The 22,083-nt window shown below is 66.2% G+C and carries 24 protein-coding genes; 14 read left to right on the forward strand and 10 right to left on the reverse strand.

Annotation, left to right across the window (positions count from 1 at the left end; all coding sequences use genetic code 11):
- The first annotated feature begins 72 nt into the window (after positions 1-72).
- Entirely contained in the window at positions 73-1,527 is a 1,455-nt protein-coding gene (locus K0O64_RS05990; protein WP_071947336.1) for an HNH endonuclease signature motif containing protein, read from the forward strand.
- Between the two features lie 53 nt (positions 1,528-1,580).
- Positions 1,581-2,486 carry a DUF4436 domain-containing protein gene (locus K0O64_RS05995; RefSeq protein ID WP_071947335.1) on the forward strand — a complete coding sequence of 302 codons (906 nt, stop codon included), beginning with the start codon at positions 1,581-1,583 and terminating at the stop codon, positions 2,484-2,486.
- Here K0O64_RS05995 and K0O64_RS06000 read toward each other — a convergent pair.
- The 4 genes from K0O64_RS06000 to K0O64_RS06015 all read right to left on the reverse strand — a co-directional run bounded on the left by K0O64_RS06000 (position 2,483) and on the right by K0O64_RS06015 (position 6,670).
- The gene (locus tag K0O64_RS06000; protein WP_220046215.1) at positions 2,483-3,652 is read right to left on the reverse strand and encodes an AI-2E family transporter; all 1,170 of its coding nucleotides are present in this window, start codon (positions 3,650-3,652) and stop codon (positions 2,483-2,485) included. The two genes, K0O64_RS05995 and K0O64_RS06000, sit on opposite strands and share 4 nt — an antisense overlap.
- A gap of 5 nt (positions 3,653-3,657) precedes the next feature.
- Complete coding sequence (locus K0O64_RS06005; RefSeq protein WP_220046216.1) at positions 3,658-4,431, reverse strand: SDR family NAD(P)-dependent oxidoreductase; 774 nt, start codon at positions 4,429-4,431, stop codon at positions 3,658-3,660.
- Positions 4,428-5,495 (reverse strand): NAD-dependent epimerase/dehydratase family protein, encoded by a 1,068-nt coding sequence (locus K0O64_RS06010; protein ID WP_071947332.1) that lies wholly within the window; start codon positions 5,493-5,495, stop codon positions 4,428-4,430. The genes K0O64_RS06005 and K0O64_RS06010 overlap by 4 nt, the downstream gene beginning before the upstream one ends.
- A gap of 149 nt (positions 5,496-5,644) precedes the next feature.
- Entirely contained in the window at positions 5,645-6,670 is a 1,026-nt protein-coding gene (locus tag K0O64_RS06015; RefSeq protein WP_096310344.1) for a hypothetical protein, read from the reverse strand.
- A gap of 60 nt (positions 6,671-6,730) precedes the next feature.
- Here K0O64_RS06015 and K0O64_RS06020 point away from each other — a divergent pair, with 60 nt between their 5' ends.
- The 5 genes from K0O64_RS06020 to K0O64_RS06040 are packed head-to-tail and all read left to right on the forward strand — an operon-like array spanning position 6,731 to position 10,756.
- Complete coding sequence (locus K0O64_RS06020; RefSeq protein WP_096310346.1) at positions 6,731-7,135, forward strand: hypothetical protein; 405 nt, start codon at positions 6,731-6,733, stop codon at positions 7,133-7,135.
- A gap of 33 nt (positions 7,136-7,168) precedes the next feature.
- Entirely contained in the window at positions 7,169-8,200 is a 1,032-nt protein-coding gene (locus K0O64_RS06025; RefSeq protein WP_096310348.1) for a DUF1214 domain-containing protein, read from the forward strand.
- Positions 8,197-9,384, forward strand: coding sequence for a sulfotransferase family protein (locus tag K0O64_RS06030; RefSeq protein ID WP_220046217.1), 1,188 nt, complete (start codon positions 8,197-8,199; stop codon positions 9,382-9,384). Before K0O64_RS06025 ends, K0O64_RS06030 begins: the two co-directional genes overlap by 4 nt.
- Entirely contained in the window at positions 9,362-9,997 is a 636-nt protein-coding gene (locus K0O64_RS06035) for a TetR/AcrR family transcriptional regulator (protein ID WP_198044307.1), read from the forward strand. Before K0O64_RS06030 ends, K0O64_RS06035 begins: the two co-directional genes overlap by 23 nt.
- Positions 9,998-10,006: 9 nt before the next feature.
- A complete protein-coding gene (locus K0O64_RS06040; RefSeq protein WP_071947326.1) occupies positions 10,007-10,756 on the forward strand; it encodes a nuclear transport factor 2 family protein in 750 nt (249 codons plus the stop codon).
- On the opposite strand, the gene K0O64_RS06045 is transcribed toward K0O64_RS06040, so the two are convergent.
- The 4 genes from K0O64_RS06045 to K0O64_RS06060 are packed head-to-tail and all read right to left on the reverse strand — an operon-like array spanning position 10,753 to position 13,918.
- Positions 10,753-11,826 carry a 3-beta-hydroxysteroid dehydrogenase gene (locus K0O64_RS06045; protein WP_198044437.1) on the reverse strand — a complete coding sequence of 358 codons (1,074 nt, stop codon included), beginning with the start codon at positions 11,824-11,826 and terminating at the stop codon, positions 10,753-10,755. The two genes, K0O64_RS06040 and K0O64_RS06045, sit on opposite strands and share 4 nt — an antisense overlap.
- A gap of 52 nt (positions 11,827-11,878) precedes the next feature.
- A complete protein-coding gene (locus tag K0O64_RS06050; RefSeq protein ID WP_071947324.1) occupies positions 11,879-12,118 on the reverse strand; it encodes an exodeoxyribonuclease VII small subunit in 240 nt (79 codons plus the stop codon).
- Positions 12,102-13,352, reverse strand: a complete 1,251-nt coding sequence (gene xseA / locus K0O64_RS06055) for an exodeoxyribonuclease VII large subunit (protein ID WP_096310355.1) — start codon at positions 13,350-13,352, stop codon at positions 12,102-12,104. Before xseA ends, K0O64_RS06050 begins: the two co-directional genes overlap by 17 nt.
- Complete coding sequence (locus K0O64_RS06060) at positions 13,349-13,918, reverse strand: lipid droplet-associated protein (protein ID WP_071947322.1); 570 nt, start codon at positions 13,916-13,918, stop codon at positions 13,349-13,351. The genes xseA and K0O64_RS06060 overlap by 4 nt, the downstream gene beginning before the upstream one ends.
- A 53-nt stretch (positions 13,919-13,971) precedes the next feature.
- On the opposite strand from K0O64_RS06060, the gene K0O64_RS06065 reads away from it, so the two are divergent.
- The gene (locus K0O64_RS06065) at positions 13,972-14,973 is read left to right on the forward strand and encodes a 4-hydroxy-3-methylbut-2-enyl diphosphate reductase (RefSeq protein ID WP_071947321.1); all 1,002 of its coding nucleotides are present in this window, start codon (positions 13,972-13,974) and stop codon (positions 14,971-14,973) included.
- 6 nt (positions 14,974-14,979) lie between these two features.
- Here K0O64_RS06065 and K0O64_RS06070 read toward each other — a convergent pair whose 3' ends face one another.
- Positions 14,980-16,131, reverse strand: coding sequence for a DUF6542 domain-containing protein (locus K0O64_RS06070; protein ID WP_096310357.1), 1,152 nt, complete (start codon positions 16,129-16,131; stop codon positions 14,980-14,982).
- 93 nt (positions 16,132-16,224) lie between these two features.
- On the opposite strand from K0O64_RS06070, the gene ychF reads away from it, so the two are divergent.
- The 5 genes from ychF (at position 16,225) to K0O64_RS06095 (ending at position 20,873) form a co-directional block, all read left to right on the forward strand.
- Positions 16,225-17,304 (forward strand): redox-regulated ATPase YchF, encoded by a 1,080-nt coding sequence (gene ychF / locus K0O64_RS06075; protein WP_096310359.1) that lies wholly within the window; start codon positions 16,225-16,227, stop codon positions 17,302-17,304.
- Between the two features lie 43 nt (positions 17,305-17,347).
- A complete protein-coding gene (locus tag K0O64_RS06080) occupies positions 17,348-17,944 on the forward strand; it encodes an HNH endonuclease (protein WP_071947318.1) in 597 nt (198 codons plus the stop codon).
- Positions 17,945-18,093: 149 nt separating this feature from the next.
- Positions 18,094-18,651, forward strand: coding sequence for a dihydrofolate reductase family protein (locus K0O64_RS06085; protein WP_071947317.1), 558 nt, complete (start codon positions 18,094-18,096; stop codon positions 18,649-18,651).
- 125 nt (positions 18,652-18,776) lie between these two features.
- Positions 18,777-20,465 (forward strand): sensor domain-containing protein, encoded by a 1,689-nt coding sequence (locus tag K0O64_RS06090; RefSeq protein WP_164520028.1) that lies wholly within the window; start codon positions 18,777-18,779, stop codon positions 20,463-20,465.
- A 48-nt stretch (positions 20,466-20,513) separates the two neighbouring features.
- Positions 20,514-20,873, forward strand: a complete 360-nt coding sequence (locus K0O64_RS06095; protein ID WP_096310363.1) for a hypothetical protein — start codon at positions 20,514-20,516, stop codon at positions 20,871-20,873.
- Here K0O64_RS06095 and K0O64_RS06100 read toward each other — a convergent pair.
- The gene (locus K0O64_RS06100; RefSeq protein ID WP_096312716.1) at positions 20,864-21,547 is read right to left on the reverse strand and encodes a class I SAM-dependent methyltransferase; all 684 of its coding nucleotides are present in this window, start codon (positions 21,545-21,547) and stop codon (positions 20,864-20,866) included. The two genes, K0O64_RS06095 and K0O64_RS06100, sit on opposite strands and share 10 nt — an antisense overlap.
- A 119-nt stretch (positions 21,548-21,666) precedes the next feature.
- On the opposite strand from K0O64_RS06100, the gene K0O64_RS06105 reads away from it, so the two are divergent.
- A complete protein-coding gene (locus K0O64_RS06105) occupies positions 21,667-22,077 on the forward strand; it encodes a VOC family protein (protein WP_096310365.1) in 411 nt (136 codons plus the stop codon).
- Positions 22,078-22,083: the final 6 nt, after the last annotated feature.

Below are 22,083 nucleotides of genomic sequence, written 5' to 3' on the forward strand. Positions count from 1 at the left end.
GCGACAAGCAGACGTCGAGCGCGCTGCTACCGATTCCAATTTCTGTCACCGCGCCGACGTAGTATCGAACACATGTTCGCCAGGAGTCGGTACCACGACTATTTCGAGCCGTCCGATACGGCCGAGTCGCGTGCGCTGCTGACGAGCATCTGTGCATCCGCGCGGGCGGAGAATCAAACCGCGGCCCGGCGGCTGGCTGCTGTCGCCGAACTATTCGAGCTTCGTCGTCACGAGCGCGGCGAGCGCGAGGACTGGGCGGTCGACACCTGGGCGGCGGTCGGTGCGGAAATCGCTGCGGCACTGCGAATCAGCGCGGCCAAGGCAGGCAGCTACATGAATTACGGCTTGGCCATGAAGCAGTTGCCCGCGGTCGCCGCTGTCTTTATCGCGGGCGATATCGACGTGCAGATGTTCCAGACGGTCGTCTATCGCACTGCCTTGATCGCCGATGACGGTGTTCTGGCCGAGGTTGATCGGCGGTTGGCTCAGCGAGCGCAGCGATGGCCGTCGATGACGCGAGGGCGGCTGGCCTCTGAGATCGACCGCATCGTGCGCAAGCATGACCCTGACGCTGTGCGCCGAACACGTGCGAAAACCCGCGATCGCGGCGTGGATTTCGGCGACGAGGAGGATGGGTGCGTCGAAGTGGTTGCGCGCTTGACGTCCACCCATGCCGAGGCGTTCAAGCAACGGGTCGAGTCGTTGGCCAATTCGGTGTGCGAAGCCGACCCGCGCACCGCCGATCAGCGCCGTTCCGATGCTTTTGGCGCAATGTCGGTCAGCGCCGATCGGCTGGGTTGTCAGTGCGGTGACGCGAGTTGCTCTGCGACCCAGAAGCCGGCGCCCGGTCCGGTGGTGATCCACGTCGTGGCCGAGCAGGCAACCGTGGAAGGGCGTTCCGACGAACCCGGCTACCAGTTGGGTACCAATGCGGTGATCCCGGCTGAGGTGGTGGCCGAGTTGGCTGCGAACGCCAAGCTGAGTCCCTTGGTCCACCCGATCGATGCACCGGCGGAGCGCGGCTATCGTCCATCGCGCGCATTGGCCGATTTTGTGCGAGCCCGGGACCTGACATGCCGGGCGCCGGGTTGTGACAAGCCGGCGACGCACTGCGACCTGGACCATACGATCCCGTATCCGTACGGCCCCACCCATGCGGGCAACATCAAATGCTTATGCCGTCGCTGTCACATCCTGAAAACGTTCTGGGGTTGGCGCGACACACAATTGGCCGACGGCACGGTCATCTGGGAACTGCCCGGAGGCCACACCTATGTCACGACTCCGGGCAGCGCTCTGCTGTTCCCCAGTATGATGACGCCGACGCTGCCGCCGCTGCACCGACTCGCCGAGGTCGAGACACCCGGTGATCGCACCCTGTTCATGCCGCGCCGAAAGACCACCCGGGCGCAGAACCGTGCGAAATACATCGCGGCCGAACGCAGCCGCAACCGCGCGGAGCGAAGAGCCCGCCACGGTGCGCTGCTCGGACCCGCGCCGCCATCGGTCGACGAGCCGCCGTTCTAGGCAAGCCTAAGCAAAGGCCAGCGCGGACGCGTGCGTCAATATACGATGCCCGCGTGACCACGACCCCAGCTGAGCCGCAGACACCCGCTCCTGCCGCCTCGCCAGCGCCGCGGGGTAAGAAGGCCGCCATCGTCACGGTGCTGGTCGTGATCCTGGCCTACCTCGCCACCTTGTTCGGCTACTGGTGGCTGTCCGGTTCCGCCAAGGAACTCGAGGCGGCTAATGAGGGCAACGGTTCGGAGACCGTCGTCCTCATCACCTTGCAGGCCCTGCGTACCGTCGACTACAAAGCCGACGCCAAAGTGCTTGTCGTTCCGGCTGATTCGCTGGTCGACAGCAAGCTCGACGTCCTGAAAGAGGACATCTCGGTCCGGCTGCACCCGTGGAACTCGCTGGGCGACTTGAAATTTCCGGCCGGCGCGGCACCGGCTGAGGTGACGACCACCATCGACGTGAACGGCGATGTGAACACCTGGCCGTTCGACAGCTACAAGACCGAGGGCATCAGCGCCGATCTGCTGATCGGCGAGGGCGAGGATCGCAAGATCGTTCCCGCCAAGGTCCAGATCGCCGGCGCCCTGCAAGGCTGGGACCTGTCCAGCGAAGAGGTTGCGCCCGCCCCGGCCGCCAAGGGTGACGGTGACGCCACGCAGGTGACGTTCAGCCGAGCGCTCGGCCCGCTGGCCTTCGACCTCGGCATCGTGGTCGTTCTGCTGACTCTGCCGACGATCGCGATCTTCACCTCCGTGCTGGTGATCACCCGTCGCAAGCAGTTCCAGATGCCGTTCGCAACGTGGTACGCCGCAATGCTCTTCGCGATCGTGCCGCTGCGCAACATCCTGCCCGGGGCGCCGCCGCCGGGCGCCTGGATCGACGTCAGTCTCGTGCTGTGGGTGATCGTCGCTCTGGTCGCCGCCATGGTGATGGTCGTCATCTCCTGGTACAAGCAGGTCGACTAACTCGGCGCCGGCTCGCCGTCCGCGGCGGCCGACGTCTCCTCGATCTCCTCCTTGATCCGCCGCCGGAACAGCCGGCGGCGTTTCTCGGGTGGCTCGTGCGCCGTCATCTCGACGCCCTTGTACACGGCCAGGTACACCGAGATCGTCGTGACGATGATGATCATCAGGACGGGCCCCAGCACGATGCCCCAGAAGCCGAACATCGCGATGCCGGAGAACACCGCCAGCAGCATCAGCGCCGGATCCAGCCGGGCCTCGCGCGGAACCAGGATCGGGCGCAGGAAGTTGTCGACGTTGGTGACGCCGATGATGTGGAACAGCACCACGAACAGGCCGCCGCCGATATTGCCGAAGAACATCATGCCGATGCCGAACGGGATCGTGATGATGCCGCTGCCCAGCGGGATGACCGACAGCGCGGTCAGGAATATCGCGAAGATGAAGAACCCGTTGTGGAATCCGCCGATGTAGATCGACGCCGCCCCGAGCAGGCCCTGAACCAGCGCAATGATGAACTGGCCCTTGACCGTTCCCTTGACCATCGCGCCCATCTTGGCCAGGTACAGGTCGGTGACCTCTTCGCCCAGCGGGTTGAGCCGGCGGATCAGGGTGAGCAGCTGCTCCTGATTGGTCAGCAACGACACCAGGACGTACAGGAAAATGATGGCCGAGGTGACGACGCCGATCACCCCGCCGGCGGCTCCCTGCAACGCGTGCAGCAACCACCGGCCGAGGTTCTGGGAGACGCTCACCATCGTGCCGCGCACCGAGTCGGACGTGACGGAGAAGTGGCCGAACGGCAGCTTCGCCAGCGCCCGGTTGGCGTAGGCCAATGCCTGGTCGCCGACCGTCGACATGTCGGCGCTCTGCACCCAGTCTGCGACGTGCACCACCATGTGCGAAATCTGAAGTATCGCAAGCGTTACCAGTGCGCCCACCGGGATGATGACGGTGGCCAGCGCGGCCAGCACCGTCAGCGTCGCCGACAACCCCGACCCAAACCGGCGTCGGCACCGGTTGTACAGCGGGGTGAACAGATACGCGACGATCGCCGCGATCACGACCAGGATGAAGTAGTGCCGCAGGAAGTAGGCACCCAGCAGCACCGCGACCAGGGTGACGATCGCCAGCGCGCGCTTCTGGGTGACGGTGAATTCGGTGTTCACGCCAACTACGGGTCCATCAGCCGGTTGAGGTGCTCCGCGATGTTGGGGTAGCGCTTGAGGTGTGCGCCACCGTTGAGGTCGAGGATCTCGCCGGTGAGCCACGAGGACTGCGGTGAGCACAGGAAGGCCACCGCGTCGGCGATGTCTTGCGGTGTCCCCGGCCGGCCCAACGCGGTGTTCTCGACGTACTCGTCCACGACACCGGGGACCATTGCGGCGCCTTCGGTCAGCGGGGTGTGCACGAACCCGGGCGCGACGGCGTTGACGCGGATACCGCGCGGCCCCAACTCCAGAGCAGCCACCTGGGTCAGCATCGACAGGCCGGCCTTGGCCGAGCAGTAGGCGCTCATCCCGATCGCGGGCTGGCGGGCGTTCAGCGATGTGAGCGACACCAGTGCGCCCCCCTCGCGCAAATGCCTGCCGGCGTGCTTGATCACCAGGAACGCCCCGGTGAGGCAGACGTCGATCACCGAGCGGAACTGCTCGGCGTCGAGCTCGGTGATCACCCCGAAGCCACTGAACCCCGCACAGTTGACCACCACGTGCAGTGCGCCCTCGCGGGCCACCACATCATCGAAAAGCCTTGCGACAGTTGTTTCGTCGGTGACCTCGACCTCCGCCCACGTGTGCGGATCGCCGAGCTCGGCGGCGCGCTCGCGCGCCAGCTCGGTGTTGCGGTCGGCGATCGTCACGCGTGCGCCCTGGGCCGCCAGCGTCTGGGCCGTCGCCCAGCCGATCCCGGAGGCGCCACCGACGATCACGGCTACCTGCTCGGTCATGACACCTTCCCGTCGTTCTCCGGGGCACCCCACTTGCGCCGGACGGCTTCCCACGGGTTGCCGTACCCCGGCGGCTGACCGTAGTAGGGCGACTGCCGTTTGAGGTACTCGCGGGCCAGCGGCGCGATCACCCGGAACAGGTAGCGCTTCCAGCCGACCTTGTCCGCGGTCTCGGCCAGCATGTCCGGCCACGAGTAGTGCTGATGCTTGAGCACCTGCTGCGCGGTGGCCGAGTCCATCCAGTCGGTGGCGAACCATCCGTTGTCATCATTCGGGTCGCCCTTGCGCCCAGTGGGCAGGGCGCCCACCAAACCCATCGCGGCGGCCGTGGACTGGCCGATGTCGCTCTGCCGCAGTCGATGGCTGTCGTCACCGCCGATCAGCAATGTCTGGCCCAGCGCGTCGGCGGTGGTGGCGGCGGCGAAGGCGAACGCCACATCGCGGACGTCGACGGTCTGCAGCCGGCCGTCGGCGGGCAGCACTCCTTCGAAGAAGATCAGATTGGGGTCCATGCCGAGGTTGGGTTCGGTGGTCAGCACCCCGCCGAGGCGCAGGATCACCCAGTCCAGCGTGGAGGCCCGCACGATCCCTTCGGCCTCGACCTTGTGCTTGCCGTAGTTGTCATATGGGTTGACCGGAGTCTGTGCGGTCAGCACATCGGTGATCCGATACGGATTGCGCGGCCCGTACACCGCGATGCTGGAGGCCTGCACCAGGCGGACCGGATTCGGATGAGCCTCAAGGGCTTTCACGATGTTGGCAGTAGCGCCGACGTTGACCTTGTAGGCGAGCTGGGGCTTGGCGTAGCACAGCGGCGGGATCACGGCGGCCAGGTGGATGACCGCAGCGGGGGAGACCTCGGCCAGGAGCATCTCGACGGCGGCCGGGTCGGTGAGATCCGCCCAGCGCACCTGCACTCCGGCGGGTAAGTCGGCGGCCGCCTTTTGGGTCGCCGGGGTTTCGAGGTCGGTGGCGACCACGCGCCGGCCGCTGGCCGCTAGCTGCTTGACCGTTGCACTTCCCACCAACCCGAACGCGCCGGTTACCAGCACAGCGTCGGACATCGAACTCCCTCCAGTCTGGAACGCGTTCTAGTGAAGCACGCCGGACATCTAGGTTCGGGCGTTGATCCAGAACTCAGTGCGAGAAAATCGTGCAGAATTCGCTCCGGGTTCTGCCTCAACACTGCACGCCGCGAAAGCCGGCAGCAGTTTCACGATGAGCACTTCTCGTACTGCTTTATCAATTGCTGTTCGGCAGCGATCGGCACATACACCAGCGGATCGTGTTTGGTGCATCCGCCGACGGTGATCGCGACCGGACCGCGGGCGAAGCCGCTGCCACCGATATGACCCGACAGGTGGTCGCTGGCGGTGTAGAGCACCGGTGCCGGCAGGGTCGCGACAAGCGGCAGATGTGCGCGCGCCAGCTGCAGGGCGACCTCGACATCGCGGGACCCGATCGTCTTCTCGGAGAACCAGACCGGCGGCGTCACCGGACCGTTGATCCGAAGACGGACGATGTGAGGGATGGATTGGTCGGCATTGAGCCGGTCGAAGACCGTCAGTTCGGCGGCCGTGGGCAGTCGCCGCGAGGTCTTGATCTCTGCCGGCTTGTCCCTCCCGGCGTCGATCGTCCAGTCCAGTCCGCCGAGTCGCGGGAATCGTTGGGACAACGTGCCGACTGCGGCGCTGACCGTGCGGTAGTCGGCGCGATCGTCGAACACAAGCGTCGCGAGGTTGGAGTGCCCGGCTTCCCGCTCGGTCGTCTGCCCGGCGGGGTGCTCGATCGTGGCGCGCAGAGTCACTGTGGCAGAGGCGAATTCGCTCCGCAGCATCACCCAGTCTCGAGCTTGAGCAACGACCTGCCCACCGTTGATGATCGGCAATCTGCCGCTGTCGACGGCGAAGACGTTCCACCCCCGCCGGACGTCGAGTTCGAGTTGATACCCGGTGAATGTGCCGGTGGCGATGCCGTGGAGATAGTGCGTGGTGATGTCGGCGACCTGATCGGCAGTGATGTCGTCTGTGACCTCAACGCCGATGCGAACATAGATCAGGCCCTGGGCCTGGCTGTGCGCGGAGTTGCTGGTCGCTGCGACGACACCGGGCAGAGCACGGATCCGCCCTGCGAGTGCTTCGGCATCGGCCCGGCGGTCTGGCACTCCGGTCGAACAACCCACCACAGCCAACAGCATGATCGCCATTGACAGCGCCAGGAGTCTGCGGCGGATGTGCACGGCAAGCGAGTGTACGGAAGCGACCCTGGGTGCGGTCGACGCTGTCGATAGGCTCGGTCCATGCCTGCCAGATGCGCACTGCTCGTGGCGGCGGTCGCGCTGGCCGTGGCAGTCCAAGGCTGCGGCGCTCGAAACACGCATCCGACCCCGACGACCGCCGGCGCGGTGATGCTGAACAACGTCTCCGTCGCGCAGGTGCTCGACGCCATCACGAAGGCCAAGCTGCCCGCAGTCAACGCCCGTGACGCGACGGCCTCGACGTGCCCGACGGCGGGCTGCCTGGAGGCCACCAGCACCGACACGGTGTCGATCCTGAAGTTCCCGAGCACTGGGCGTGCGGAGCTCTACGCCGCCGCGGTGCCCGACATGTTGCAGGTCGAAGACCTCGTGATCGTCTTCGCTCCGACGCTGACCAACGAGCAGAAAACTGCCTACGGTCGGGTCGTCAAGGACTCGATGCGTTGACACCCCGCAGCCCATAGGTAACACTCGTTTCCGATGGACGCGGCAGTCGGTTGGACACGCATGGTCGAAGGCTTGCGCGAGGCCGGCCAGAAGCTCGATGAGCTGACCAACGATCTCGATCCGCGCGAACGCGCCGATGGATACCGCGCGCTGCTGCGCGCCGTGAACAACCTGACCGGCCGGCTCGAGGGTGATCCCGACACACCGGGACTGATGCCCTTCAACGGGTGGCGCGACAAGTTCTTCATGGACAACCCCGACTATCGCTACTGGATCACCGACATCCGGGACGGCCGCAGGTACCGGGTCACCGGCAACGTGGGGGATTCGACATACCAGTCGATCACGATCTATGCCGGGACCAGCGTCGCGAACGCCATTGCGGTCACACGCATCGACACCGACACTCTGGCGATCGACGGTGACGGCACCTTCGAAACGACAGTGGATGCCCCGCAGGGCGCGACGTCCTTATGGGTGCGCTACATCCACGATGTGGTCGAGCCCGAGCGACCGGGCTGGTGCCGGATCGAGACCCTGGGTCCGCCGGCTGCGCCGCCGACGCTGGACCCTGCCGACCTGAAGCGCCGGCTTTCCGGACTCGGCGCGTTCGTGTCCCAGATCCCCGCGGTCTTCGGGATGTCAGTTGCCGAAGACATGAAGTCCCCGAACACCATGCGGCGCTGGGCGGCGATGACCGGCGGTGCGGCCTTCACCGAGCCGGGCATCGACTATCTGCGTGGCGCCTGGGAACTCGCCGACGGCGAGGCCTTGGTGATCGAAGGGGCGGTGCCGCAATGCCGGCACTGGAACATCGTGCTGTACAGCCGATTTCTCAACTCTCTCGACTACCGGCATCGAGTCGTCTGCCGTACCGGCGCGACCAGCACACTGTCGGACGGACATTTTCGGTTCGTGCTCGCAGCCCGCAATCCCGAGATCGCCGGGTACGACTGGCTGGACACCGAAGGCCGAACGTTCGGCCTGTTCGTGATGCGGTTCCTGCAACCGACGCGGGAGCCGGAGCTACCCTCGGTTCGCCGGATTCGGTTGGCCGAGTTATGACCTGGACCCCACCCGTTCGGGGGCCGGTCGCACAGCAGATCTACGCGGCGGCGGAGAAGGACCGGGCCGAGCGTCCCGAGCACTACCGGTTCGACGCCGACGCGGTTGTCCAGCGGGCGGCCAAACGTGGTGCAGGCGTTGAGGATTTCGCCGACGGCTGGGAAGACGGGCTCGAGACGTTCCTCCGGTCGGCCGAGGAGGACGCGGCGCTCAATGCCGTCGGCATCCGAATGGCGCTGCAATCAGCGACCGGCAGGTTGAGTGCGGGGGCTCACATCGCCACTGCGTTCCGCGAGGACCCAGACCTGCGAAACACCCCGCTCGCACCACCGATCGTCATCCTCGGCGGCTGGCGAACGGGCACCACATTTCTGTTTCGCCTGCTGGGCCGGGACCCACGACTGCACGCCCCGCTGCCGGTCGAACTCGTCGCACCTTGGATGTCCTGCAGAGATCCGGAAACGACCTCTGCGGCAAGCCAACTGCTGCACACGCTGAACCCCGATATGGCGCTCGTGCACCCGTCAGGGCCTGATCTGCCCGAAGAATGTGTGCTCGCGATGGGGACGGACCTGCGGAACTGGGGCTTCACCTCGATGATGCGGCTCCCGTCCTACGCAGGTTGGCTCGCCGGGCAGGATTTCGCCGGCTCCTACGCGCGGTATCGGGAAGTGTTGCAGCTGATCGGTTCTGGTGACCAACGGCGGTTCGTGCTGAAGGCCCCCGCGCACACCGCGGAGCTGGACCACCTGGTGGAGGCGTTTCCGGGTGCGGTCATCGTCCAGATCCACCGCGACATCGTCGAGACGCTGACGTCGGGGGCCACGCTCTTCGGCGTCTACCGGTCCACCTACAGCGACCATGTCGACGCCGTTGACGTCGGACGTGAGCAGGTGGACCAAAGCGAGTTGTGGCTGCGCAGGGCCGTCGAGTTCCGGACGTCCGCGACGGACGCGCCCGTGACGTTCGTCGACCTGGACTACTCGACGCTGGTCGAGGACACCGCCTCGTGCCTGGCCAAGATCTACGCCGCGGCCGATATGGAGCCGGTCGAGCACCCGGACCGCTTCGTCGCGGCCTACCATGCTGCGCATCCGCGGACTGCGCACGCCTACCAGCGTTGTACGCCAGAGGGTTTCGGCCTCAACCCGGATGAGTTACGTGAGCGATTCTCCTTCCTCTGACGACCGCTGGCGCGGGACATCGTCGGACGAGCGGACCGATGAGCGCCGCGAGCGGCTGCTCGCGGCAGGCTACGCGATCGTCGGCACACAGGGCGCCTCCGCATTGGCGGTCCGCGGGGTGTGCCGTGCGGCGAACGTCAGCCCGCGCCACTTCTACGAATGCTTCCCCGATACCGACTCGCTGCTGCTCGCCACGTATGAACGTGCCGTACAACAACTTCTCGACGCCGTCAGTGCGGCGCTGACCGGTATGGACGGCCCGTTCGAGGAGCGGTTACGCGCAGTCTTCGACGCCGCGGCCGGGTACTTGGAGGCTCATCCGGAATCCGGGCGCATCATCTTCCGAGAGGCGCTGACCAATGACATCCTGCGTACCCGCGGGGTGATCACGCTGCCCGCGTTCCTGGGCGCGGTGCGCACGATGGCTGCCGAGCCTGGACGGGCTCCCGTCCCGGCACCCTATCGGCATCTGGAAGCCACGCTGCTATCCGGCGGACTGGCCGCCGTCTTCGTGGAATGGCTCTCCGGTTCAGGCAGATTCACTCGCGACGAACTCGTGTCCTACTGCACGACAGCGAGCCTGACGCTGATGTCCACTGCGCCAACCGAATGAGGGGATCGAATGTTCGACGAGGAGATGTTCCAGCAGGCGCTGAACCGGCCACGCCTGAAGGGCCACGTGCCGCGATTCCTCGATTCCAATCGGGCCGAACCGATTCGGGTGTACCAGGAACCCGAACTGCAGGCGATGACCAAGCAGTGGTTCGTCGACTTCGACCGTAAACTAGAGCACTACAGCACGCATTTCGACACCGACCTGTCGTGGGTGATGACGTGGGCCAAGAAGTACTGGTGGAGCTTCCTGGTCCGCGACATGGACCTCAACCACGAGCTGTACGCCCCCGACATCCGCTACACCGACGTCACGACCTTCGGCCGCACGATCGTCGGGATCGACGACTTCGTGACGTACAACTTTGCGTTCTTCGACGCGATCCCGGACTGGCGGTATGACCCACTGCCCGACCAGGTCTACCTCGACGTGACGCCGGAGGGCACCGTGCGCACCGTGATCCGCTACATCGGCAGCGGCCATTGGACCGGACCGCTACGGCTTTATCCCTACGACGAGTCGGCGCCCTGCATCTACGGCAACGGCCGGTTCATCCAGGCGCCGGCCGTCGACCGCTACCACTTCAACGCCGACGGGTTGATGGCCGAAGGGGAGACCCTCTACGACATTCTCGACGGCTTGCAGCGCGGGGGAGTGCTGCCTCGAGACGACAGCTGGCTCTTCCATGGCATGTTCGCCGCGTCCCGGATTCCCGTTGCGGCTCAAGCAGCGTGGCGCAGATTGCGCGCCAAAGCCTAGCCCTTCATCTCCGCATAGAGGTCGGTGTAATACGGCAGGCATTCCTTCAGCGCCTGCTCGGTGGTGAACAGCGGCTCGTAACCCAGGTCGCGGCGGGCCTTCTCGATGGAGAAGTAGTTGTCGATCGACACCCGTTCCACCGCAAGCGGTTCCAGCGGCGGCTTGGGCAACCCGAACTTGAAGTGCAGCCATTGCCAGCCGGTCAGGAGCGCGTGGACGAAGCTTCCCGGGATCCAGAAGCTCGGCCATTTTTCGCCGCAGGCCTCCACCACCGGCCGGGAGAAGTCGAACATGTTGATCGGCTCGCCGTCGTTGATGAAGTACGCCTGGCCGGGAGCTGAACCGCCCTCGACCAAATGCTCTGCGGCCAAGATGAATCCGTGTACCAGGTTGTGGACGTACGAGTTGTCCAGCTTGGCGTCCTTATTGCCGACCAGAACCTTGACGTGTCCGGCGATCACGTTCTCGAACAGCTTGCGGAACATGGTCTGATCGCCACGGCCCCAGATGCCGCTCGGTCGGATCGAGCACGTCAGCAGGCCGTCGACGCCACTCTGGCTGAGCACGAACTTCTCGGCGGCCACCTTGGTCTCGGTGTAGAGGTCGTTGAAACGCTCTGTGTACGGCATTGTTTCGTCACCGTTGACGATCGTCTGCCCACCCATGACCACACTGTTGGACGCGGTGTAGACGAAGCGCTTGACTCCGGCGGCCTGTCCCGCGTGGATCAGATTCTTGGTGCCGCCGACGTTCACGTCGAAGCTGCGCTTGCGGTACTCCTCGGTGGCCGACGCTCCGCCCATCAGGTCGATGATCGCCGCCGTGTGGAAGATTGTGTCGATCCCGTCGACCGCGGCGGCCACCGTTGCGGTGTCGCAGATGTCGCCTTGAAGCACCTCGAGGCGCTCGTGCGGGGGCAGCGACGATGCCGCTCGATCGAAGGCGCGGACGAAGTGTCCGCGCTCGAGCAGCTCGGTCACCAGGTTGGCGCCGACGAATCCGGCGCCGCCGGTCACCAGGACGCGGCCCAGCTCGGTGGTCAGCGTGGCATCACTCATGGCGGCGAGGATAACTGAAACACGTTCCAGTTTTCCAATATCGCAGGTTATCGCCCTAGCTGATTCAATCCTCGTCGTCGTCGCGGGAGGCGAGCGCGTCCTCGATGCGTTTGCGCGCCCCGGCTAAGTGCTCCTCGCAGCGTCGTGCCAGTTCCTCGCCTCGTTCCCACAGTTTCAGCGACGAATCAAGATCGAGCCCGCCTTGCTCGAGCACCCGGACCACCTCGATCAGTTGGTCCCGGCAATCTTCGTAGCCAAGCTGACTAATGGGTGTTGTTTCGTCTGGTTCAGGTGGCTGTGTCATGCGTTCCGTCCGTCGGGCCAGTGCTGCTTGCGCCGATTGCGCCGTCGCCCACCCGGATGCGGAGGTGGGTTCCGGCGGGTGCGTCGGCGGTCGAGCGAAGAATCTGAGCCTCGCCTTGTTGGCTGACCACCTGGACAACGGCGTAGCCGCGGGCCAGCGTGGCCGCCGGGCCGAGGGTGGCCAACCGCGCCGCCAAGTGGCCGACGCGATCGGACTCCGCCGCCACCAGCCGCTTGACGTCACGGCGGATACAGGCGCGTGCCCGCTCGATCTCCTCATGGCGATGCGTCAACGCGCCCAACGGGTCGGCGAGTACGGGGCGGCTGCGCAGATGGGTCACCGTGCGCTGCTCGCGGCCGACCCAGTTGCGCAGCGCCTGTGCGCTGCGATGCCGCAGCTCGGAGATCAGCGCCAGTTCGGCGGCGGTGTCGGGCACCACCTTCTTGGCGGCGTCGGTCGGGGTGGCCGCCCGCATATCGGCGACCAGGTCGCACAGCGGGTTGTCTGGCTCGTGGCCGACGGCGCTGACCACTGGTGTGGTGCAGGCGGCGATCTCGCGGCACAGCGTCTCGTCGGAGAACGGCAGCAGGTCTTCCACGCTGCCACCGCCGCGGGCGATCACGATCACGTCGACGTCGGGGTCGGCGTCGAGTTCGCGCAGCGCCTCGACGATCTGGGCCACAGCGTTCACGCCCTGCACGGCGGTGTTGCGGATCGCGAAGCGCACCGCGGGCCAGCGGGCCGCCGCCACCGTCGTCACATCGTGTTCGGCCGCGCTGGCCCGGCCGGTGATCAGGCCGATGGTCGACGGCAGGAACGGCAGCGGGCGCTTGAGCCGCGGATCGAAGAGCCCCTCGGCTTCCAGCAGCCGGCGCAATCGTTCGATGCGGGCCAACAGCTCGCCGACGCCGACGGCGCGAATATCGCTGACGCGCAAGGAGAATGAGCCGCGTACGGTGTAGAAACTCGGCTTGCCGCACACCACCACCTGGGTGCCTTCGGTGAGCTTCACCGGAGCGGCGAGCACCAGGTCACGCGAGCAACTGATGTCCAGGGACATGTTGGCCGCCGGATCGCGCAGCACCATGTACGCCGTGGAGTTGCGCACGTTGATCTGGGTCAGCTGACCCTCGACCCACACGGTGCCCAGCTTGTCGATCCACCCGGCAACGCGGATGGCCACCGCGCGGACCGGGTACGGGTTCTCCGCAGAGTTGCCCTGGGCGCTGGTCACTTGGCGGACGCGCGGGTGATCCTGTTGGCCAGCAGAGTCTGGAACGGTGCCCGAGCCTTGGAGGTCTCCTCGTAGGCCAGCAGCGCCTCCAGGTCGGCGACGCTCAGCGACTGCAACCGGGCACGCAGCTGCGCCAGCGTCAGCGACTCGTAGTCGAGTTCCTCGGCGATCGGCGGGGCACTCTTGGTGGCGGTTGCCAGCTTCGATGGCTGCGCTGCGGATTGCGCCTTCACCTCGACGCCGTCGGTCTCGCTGTACAGGGCGAACCGCCCCTCGGTGAGGCGTTCGGAGTCCCGTGCCGGCGCGTCCTCGTCCCCGGGGAGATCCTCGTCGAACGTGGCCCACTCGGGCTGCTCGTCCTTCGGCGGGAAGATGTTCTCCAGGGCGGAGTCGCCCTTGATCACCAGGTCAGCCAGGTCCTGCTGCACCTTCATCACGATGTGCGCGACGGTGCTGGCCACCGTCATCGGGTACATCAGGATGGTTTGGGGCAGCTTGCGGGTTTCCTCGAGTGCGGTGACGGCGGCGCCGACCAGCAGACGAACCCCGTACGGTGCAGTTGCCATGGGCCCCAGCCTACGGCTGGCCCCCTTAGGTTGCGGGAACGTACCCTGAAAGCATGCCGCCTACCGTCAACATGGGGATTCCTGGTGCCGCCAGTTCGGCCGCCGGACCCGTCACCGGCAAGCGGGTGCTGCTGGCCGAGCCGCGCGGGTACTGCGCGGGCGTGGACCGCGCCGTGGAAACCGTCGAGCGCGCCCTGGAGAAGCACGGCGCGCCGGTGTACGTCCGCCACGAGATCGTCCACAACAAGCATGTGGTCGAAACGCTGGCCGCGGCCGGCGCGGTGTTCGTCGACGAGACCGACGAGGTGCCCGAGGGCGCGATCGTGGTGTTCTCGGCCCACGGCGTCGCCCCGACCGTCCACCAGACCGCCGCCGAGCGCAACCTGCAGGTCATCGACGCCACCTGTCCGCTGGTCACCAAGGTCCACAACGAGGCCAAGCGGTTCGCCCGCGACGACTACGACATCCTGCTGATCGGCCACGAGGGCCACGAAGAGGTCGTCGGCACCGCCGGTGAAGCGCCCGATCACGTCCAGGTCGTCGACAACCCGGACGCGGTCGACAACGTCACCGTGCGCGACCCGAACAAGGTCATCTGGCTGTCCCAGACCACGCTGAGCGTCGACGAGACCATGGAGACGGTGCGCCGCCTACGGGAGAAGTTCCCGACGCTGCAGGATCCGCCCAGCGACGACATCTGCTACGCCACCCAGAACCGCCAGGGTGCGGTCAAGGCAATGGCCCCGGAGTGCGATCTGGTGATCGTGGTCGGTTCGCGAAACTCGTCGAACTCCGTGCGACTGGTCGAGGTGGCGTTGGGCGCCGGTGCGCAGTCCTCCTACCTGGTGGACTACGCCGACGACATCGATCCGGCCTGGTTGTCCGGGGTCAACACCGTCGGCGTGACGTCCGGCGCGTCGGTGCCCGAGATCCTCGTGCGCGGGGTGCTGGAGCGGCTGGCCGAATACGGCTACGGCACCGTGCAATCGGTGACGACGGCCAACGAGACGCTGGTGTTCGCGCTGCCGCGCGAGATCCGTCCCGCGCGCGCGTAGGTCAGCTCAGCGGTCGGAACGCCAGGATTCGGCGTCCCAGTCGTTCGCGCTCGGACGACGCGACCGCGACGGGCGACCCGACTCGGCCTCACCCTCCCCGCGATAACGCACCCGCGACACCGGGTGATGAGTCTCGCTGTCGCCGTTGGCCCGCCCCGGCGGACGCTGGCGCGTCGGCGGCTCGTACGGCGGATACGGCTCATAGGACGGGTAGGCCTCATACGGCTCGAAACGACTGCTGCGCCGCGACGGAGAACCGTAGGGATCCCGGCGCTCACGCGGCTCGCGGGTTTCGCGTGGCTCCCGCGGTTCGCGTGGTTCGCGGCGCGACGACGACGTGCGGGCGCCGGGGTCGCGCGGCTGGCGCCGGCGCCGCGGAATGTCGGGATAGTCGGCCACGTCGGCATCGGCGTCGGCCGGGCGACGACGCGACGACTGACGGCGGGGGCGTTCCGGCGTCTCGGTGATGTCCTCCAGCGGGGGACGGGCATGCCGCGAGCGCGTGGGTGCCGGGCGCTTGGCGGGCCGTGCCGACCGGGGCCGCTTCGCCGCGGTCGCGGGGCGGTCGATGCTGTGCTTGCGCTTGGGGGTGTCCTCGACGTCGTCCTCGTCGTCGACGTCACCGCGGCGAAGGCCACTGAGCTTGGCTGCCAGTCCGGCAAACAAGCCGGGCCCCGACTCAGCGTCGTCGTCGTCGGTAGGGCGGGCCGCCGCCGACGATTTGGCCGACATTCCGAAATACCAGCGCACCAATCCGATCAGCAGGACGCCGGCCGAGGTGAACAGCATCAGCGGGAAGCGCTCGATCAGCGGGTAGCCGAAGTTGATCAGGGTGTCCTTGACGCCGGTGAACGAGGCGCCGTGGAACAGGAAGTAGGAGCCGGGCACCATGACGAACAGGATCAGCGGCGGCTGGATGACGGCGGTGAAAATACTTGAATGGCGCACCGCGAGAACCGCCGCCACACAGCCGAGGACGTACATGGCGGCGAAGACGCTGCCGAGTTCCTTGTTGCCCGAGCCGGCGTCGAAGGCGAAGCCGATAGTGGTGGCGATCACAGCGATGAGGACGGCGGCCCACCAGGGCACGCCGGGAAGGTTCGGGTGCGCCGAGCGATTCGCGGGGGCCACTGAGGACCTGGCTCGCTGTGCTGACACACGTAGACCGTACCGGCTCCGGCTGAATGTGGACCGTCGGCGGGGCCGCGAGCCGAGGGGTCGTCCGGCGCTTTCTCCTAGACTGTCTTCTCTGTGAGCCTGAGCCTGGGAATCGTCGGTCTGCCCAACGTGGGGAAATCGACCCTATTCAACGCGCTGACCCGCAATAACGTGCTGGCAGCCAACTATCCGTTCGCCACGATCGAGCCGAACGAAGGTGTCGTTCCGCTGCCCGATCCACGGCTGGCCAAGCTGGCCGAGATCTTCGGATCCGAGCGGATCCTGCCGGCGCCGGTCACCTTCGTCGATATCGCCGGCATCGTGAAGGGTGCCTCGGAGGGGGCGGGCCTGGGCAACAAGTTCCTGGCCAACATTCGTGAATGCGACGCTATCTGTCAGGTGGTCCGGGTGTTCGCCGACGACGACGTGGTGCACGTCGACGGCAAGGTGGACCCGAAGTCCGACATCGAGGTCATCGAGACCGAGCTGATCCTGGCCGACCTGCAGACGCTGGAGAAGGCCGTACCCCGGCTGGAGAAGGAAGCCCGCAACAACAAGGACCGCAAGCCGGTGCACGAGGCCGCCGTGGCTGCCCAGGAGGTGCTCAACGGGGGTACGACGCTGTTCGCCGCGGGCAAGAAGGTGGACTCGGCGGTGCTGCGCGAGCTGAACCTGTTGACCACCAAGCCGTTTCTCTATGTGTTCAACTGCGACGAGTCGGTGCTCACCGATGCCGAGAAGGTGGCGGAGCTCAAGGCGATGGTAGCGCCCGCCGACGCGGTGTTCCTGGACGCCAAGATCGAGGAGGAGCTGCAGGAGCTCGACGATGAGTCGGCGGCCGAGCTGCTGGAGTCGATCGGGCAGACCGAGCGCGGTCTGGATGCGTTGGCGCGAGCCGGTTTTCACACGTTGAAGCTGCAGACGTATCTGACGGCCGGGCCAAAAGAGGCGCGCGCGTGGGTGATTCATCAGGGCGACACCGCCCCGAAGGCGGCCGGTGTCATCCACACCGACTTCGAGAAGGGCTTCATCAAGGCCGAGGTCGTGTCCTATGACGATCTGGTCGAGGCCGGGAACATGGCCGCGGCCAAGGCGGCAGGCAAGGTGCGCATGGAAGGCAAGGACTACGTCATGGTCGACGGTGACGTGGTCGAGTTCCGCTTCAACGTGTAGGTCGGGCGGCAAGGCTGTTACCAAGTAGCCGAGAGGTGTGCGGATGGACGCAAATGCTGGCGTGTTGGCCGCTGTATGCGCTGCTCTTCGCGTCGGGGACACGGGTTCTGCCACGGACACCCTTAGGAAGCACTACCCGTTCGTGCGGGTGGAGAAGATCGTCCGCCGGTACTCGGAACGCCAGTCGATGGACCTGTTCATGCGTGATGGCTTCATCGACCGCTACACGGGCAATCGGCTCATTAACCCCGGCGTTCTCCGCCTGCTCCATGTTGTGCTCGGGGACGACTTCCCGGCACATCCGAACTGGAAGGTCTCAGAGACGCACCCCGCTTTTTGGGAGTTGTTCCCGACGGTCGATCATCTCGTGCCGGTCAGCCGAGGTGGGCGCGACGACGAGTCGAACTGGGTTACAGCGTCGATGCTGAGCAATCAGGCAAAGGCTCAGTGGTCGGTGGACGACCTCGGCTGGAAGCTGCATCCGCGTGGTGCTGCGGAGGAGTGGGACGGGTTGTCGCGGTGGCTGATTGACTATCTCGCGGCGAACGCGACCGTATTGGCGGAGGCAGCTGAGCCCCACCGTGGCTACATCCAACGATGGCTCACCGCCACTAAGGCGGCGTTAGCAGCGGATGATTGACGTGGTCGAGTTCCGCTTCAACGTGCAGGTCGGTCGTTGAGTGTGAATCGTTGTCTGTGCGCACTCGCACGTTGTGTGCGTGAGTTCTCACTCAACGCCCGACGTAGTGCAATCGATGAGTTCAGTCGAGTCGGGAAGTCTGTATCGGCATGGGAAAACTGATCTTCACCGCGACTGTGTCCATCGACGGCTATGCCGCCGACGCTGACGGCGACTTCCAGTGGTCCGCCCCGAACACGGCGGTGTTCGACGTCCACGTCGACCGCATGGCGGCGGTATCCACTGAAGTGCTGGGCCGCAAGACGTTCGAGTTGATGCAGTACTGGGAGACCGATCCCGATGGCGATGCCTGGACCGCAGCCGAACACGAGTTCGCCCGGCGCTGGCGAGGCATCGAGAAGGTGGTGGCGTCGTCGACGCTCACGGCTGGGGAGGTCGGACCCCACCGCGTGGTGCCCGATTTGACCCTGGACGAGTTGCGGCGGATCGTCGCCGACGCCACCGGCGTCGTGGAGATCTTCGGGCCGACGGTCGCGGCCCCCGCGATCCGGGCCGGCCTCGTCGAGGAGTTTCACTTCTTCGTCGTCCCCAAGATGGTGGGCGGCGGCCTGCGTGCGCTGCCCGACGGCGTGCACCTCGACCTGACGCTCGCCGAGCACACGGTCTTCGACAACGGCACCGCGCATCTCCGATACGTCCCCCGCTGAGGGGACGTTAAGCAAGGCAACCCTATGTCGGGCAGCGGAATTCGATGTTCCGCAATGGCGCCGGAAGCGGGGGAGGAAAATCTAGACTCACTCGGACAAGGTCAGCAGCGACCGAGGGGGGCCTGGTGGACGTCGGTGCACAGATCTCCGTCGACGCGATGGCAGAAGAGGCGGGTTTCGTCGCGCTGCCGCCGGACGCCGGCGTTGTCGTGCAGAACGCCGACGGCGAGATTGTGGCCGCGTCCGAAGTGGCACAGGACATTCTGGGGTTGTCGTTCGGCCAGATGCTGGGTCGGACGTCGCAGGACCCCCGCTGGGCCGCGGTCGACGAGGACGGCCGATTCCTCGAGGGCGCCCAGGCCCCCGCGATGGTCGCGCGGCGCACCGGCGTCGCGGTGCGCAACCGAATCATGGGTGTGCACCGCCCCGGCAGTGACGCCGCGGGCCGCCACGTGTGGCTCTACGTCGACGCCGTACCGATCTTTCGTGCCGACGACCCCGACCCGTGGGCGGTGGTGGCTGCGTTCCGGCCGGTCAGCGGCGAGCCGTTGCAAGCTCTGCAGCTGCGCGAATCCGAGCGACTGTTTCGCATGATCGCTGAACACAGCTCCGACATGGTGGCCTGGCAGCTGGTCGACGAGACCACGTTCCTGTGGGTATCTCCCGCGTCGCGCACCGTATTGGGCTTCGAGCCGGACGAACTGATTGGCACCTGCGGCATCGATCTCGTCCACCCCGACGAACGTGCGTCTCTGGCGGAGTCCTGGCGCACCACCAGCGGTGCGCTGACCAGATTCACGATGCGCATGCGGCACGCGGACGGTGACTACCGATGGATCGAGACCACCGCGCACGTCCTGCCCTCCGACGGCGACCGACCGCAGCAGATGATCACCGCGCACCGCGACGTCAGCGATCGCGTGAATGCTGAACGCGCCCGCGATGCCGCAGTGCGGATGTTCGAACTGGCGATGAGCCACGCCACGATCGGCGTCGGCTGGCGTAGGCGCGATGGCACGCTCTCCCGGGTCAACCCCGCGATGTGCAGCATTCTCGGCAGACGCACCGACGAGCTGATCGGGCACTCTCTGCGCGAGTTCGCCACCGATGACGGCACGGCCTTCGAGGACGCTGTGGCCGCTGTGTACGCCGGGACGCGCAGCCACCATGAGGGTGAGCGTCAGTTCCGCCGTCCGGATGGGACGCTGGTGTGGGGTCTGCAGACCATCGTCGGCCTGCCCGACGAGTCCGGCGCCGTCACCTATTTCCTGGTGCAGCTGCAAGACATCACCGAACAGAAGAGAGCGGCTGCCCAGCTCGAGCAGGCCGCGTTGACCGACCCGCTCACCGGACTGTCCAACCGCACCGTTCTGGAAGATCGGCTCACCCGAGCCCTTGCCAGGGCCCGGCTCACCGACACTCTCGTGGGTGTGTTGTTCATCGACCTCGACCATTTCAAAACCGTCAATGACCGTCACGGGCATGCTGTCGGCGATAAAGTGCTGTGCGAGATAGGAATTCGGTTAGCCGCCGCAGTGCGCGACACCGACACCGTCGTCCGGCTGGGCGGTGACGAGTTCGTCGTCGTCCGCGAACACCTCCATGATGTCGGCCAGCTGGAAGATCTGGGTCAGCAAATCCTTCACAGCCTGGCGGCGCCCTTCGAGGTCGACACCCACACGCTGAATATCAGCGCCAGCGTCGGCAGTGCGGTCGGCTTGGATCTTTCTGCGACACAATTACTTTCGCGTGCCGACGAAGCGATGTACCGAGCCAAGCGCGAACATCGCGGCCACTTCTCATCACCCGACTGAGTGCATCTCGTTGTTTCGCGGCGCCGCCCGGAGGGTTAGGGTGAGTTAGTGATCGGTGACACGCGCGCCGACGATCGGCGTGAAACTGAGCTCGACGGCCGCGAGCAGCGTCTTGTGCACCGCGAGGCAGAGGTCTCGAGACGCGAATCGGTGGCCGACGAACGAGATCGCATCGCCGACGAGCGCGACGAGGTCGCCGACGATCGTGAGATGGCCGCTGACGAGCGTGAGGCGCGTGCCGATGAGCGCGAAGGTGCGACCGCACAACGGGAGCTGGAGCGTCTGCAGCGCCTGGAGGAGCGGGCCAGCCGCGAGACAGCCGCGGAACGACGCGACAACGCCGAAATCAGGCGGGCGGTGTCCGAAACACGGCGGCGGATCGCCGACCAGCAGGCCGATCAGGCGTAGCCGACCCAACCGCGGAACGTGAACGCCGAGAAGAACTCGGTGACGTCACTGAAACCGGCCTCCTGCAGGATGGTGCGGTCTGCCGCCGGCGACAGGACAGGGACCTGCGTGCTGATGGCCGTGCGCGCCCGGTCGACATCGGCGGGATCGATGCCCGACTCGACGAGATAGGCGACATGGCGGCTCAGCCACAGCTCTCGTTCGCCGTCACGCTGCGGAAAGCTCATGTGCGCCACGATAAATGGCGCACCAGGTGCGAGCCGCCGTCGTACTTGCGTTGCGGCGGCACGGCGTTCTTCGTAGGGCAGAAAGTGCAGTGTCAGCAGGCCCGTGGCGGCGGCGAAGGGGCCGGCCGGCGCGTCATCGACGTAGCCGTGGTGCATGCGAACTCGCTTCGCCAGCGGGCCGAGGTTGCGCTCGGCGAGATCCAGCATCGCGGCTGACGGGTCGACGGCGTCGAATGTCCACCCCTGGTGCGCTTCGGCGAAGGCCTTGGTCTCGAGGCCTCCGCCCGCACCGAGGACGAGGATCCGGGCATCGGACGGCGCGCGTTCGGCAATGAGGACCGCGACCATCCGATGGATATCGCGGTAGGCGGGCACCATCTGAGCCGCGCGGTCGGCGTACCTGGCTACGTGCTGTGGATCGTCGAACGGGTTCAGAGTTGTCGTCACATTCCGATCGTGAGTGCGTTGGACCAGGTTCGGCAAGGCGATTTGCCGATCAGGCAAGTGCGCCGGGTGGCGGGCCTTCACCGGCCGGCGTTGTCGGTGGGTGCCCTTAGCCTGCCGGGATGAACTTCATATCAACCCGCATCATCACAGCCGACGTCACACGGCTGGTCGAGTTCTATGAACTGGTCACCGGCATCACCGCCGTGTGGGCCAACGAGCTGTTCGCTGAAATCCCCACCGCCATTGGGACACTCGCTATCGGCAGCGACAAGACGGTACCCCTCTTCGGGATCGGATCAGCGGAACCGGCGTCCAACCGGAGTGCAATTCTGGAATTCCTCGTCGAGGATGTCGATGCCGAGTTCGGCCGGCTTCGTGGGCACGTCACGGAGGTCGTGACCGAACCCACGACGATGCCGTGGGGCAATCGGGCGTTGTTGTTTCGCGATCCGGACGGAAACCTCGTCAATCTGTTCACCCCGGTCACCGACGAGGCCCGCGCGAAGTTCGGAACCGCCGCGTCGCGCTAATATCCG

Source organism: Mycolicibacterium pallens (assembly GCF_019456675.1).
Taxonomy (GTDB): domain Bacteria; phylum Actinomycetota; class Actinomycetes; order Mycobacteriales; family Mycobacteriaceae; genus Mycobacterium; species Mycobacterium crocinum.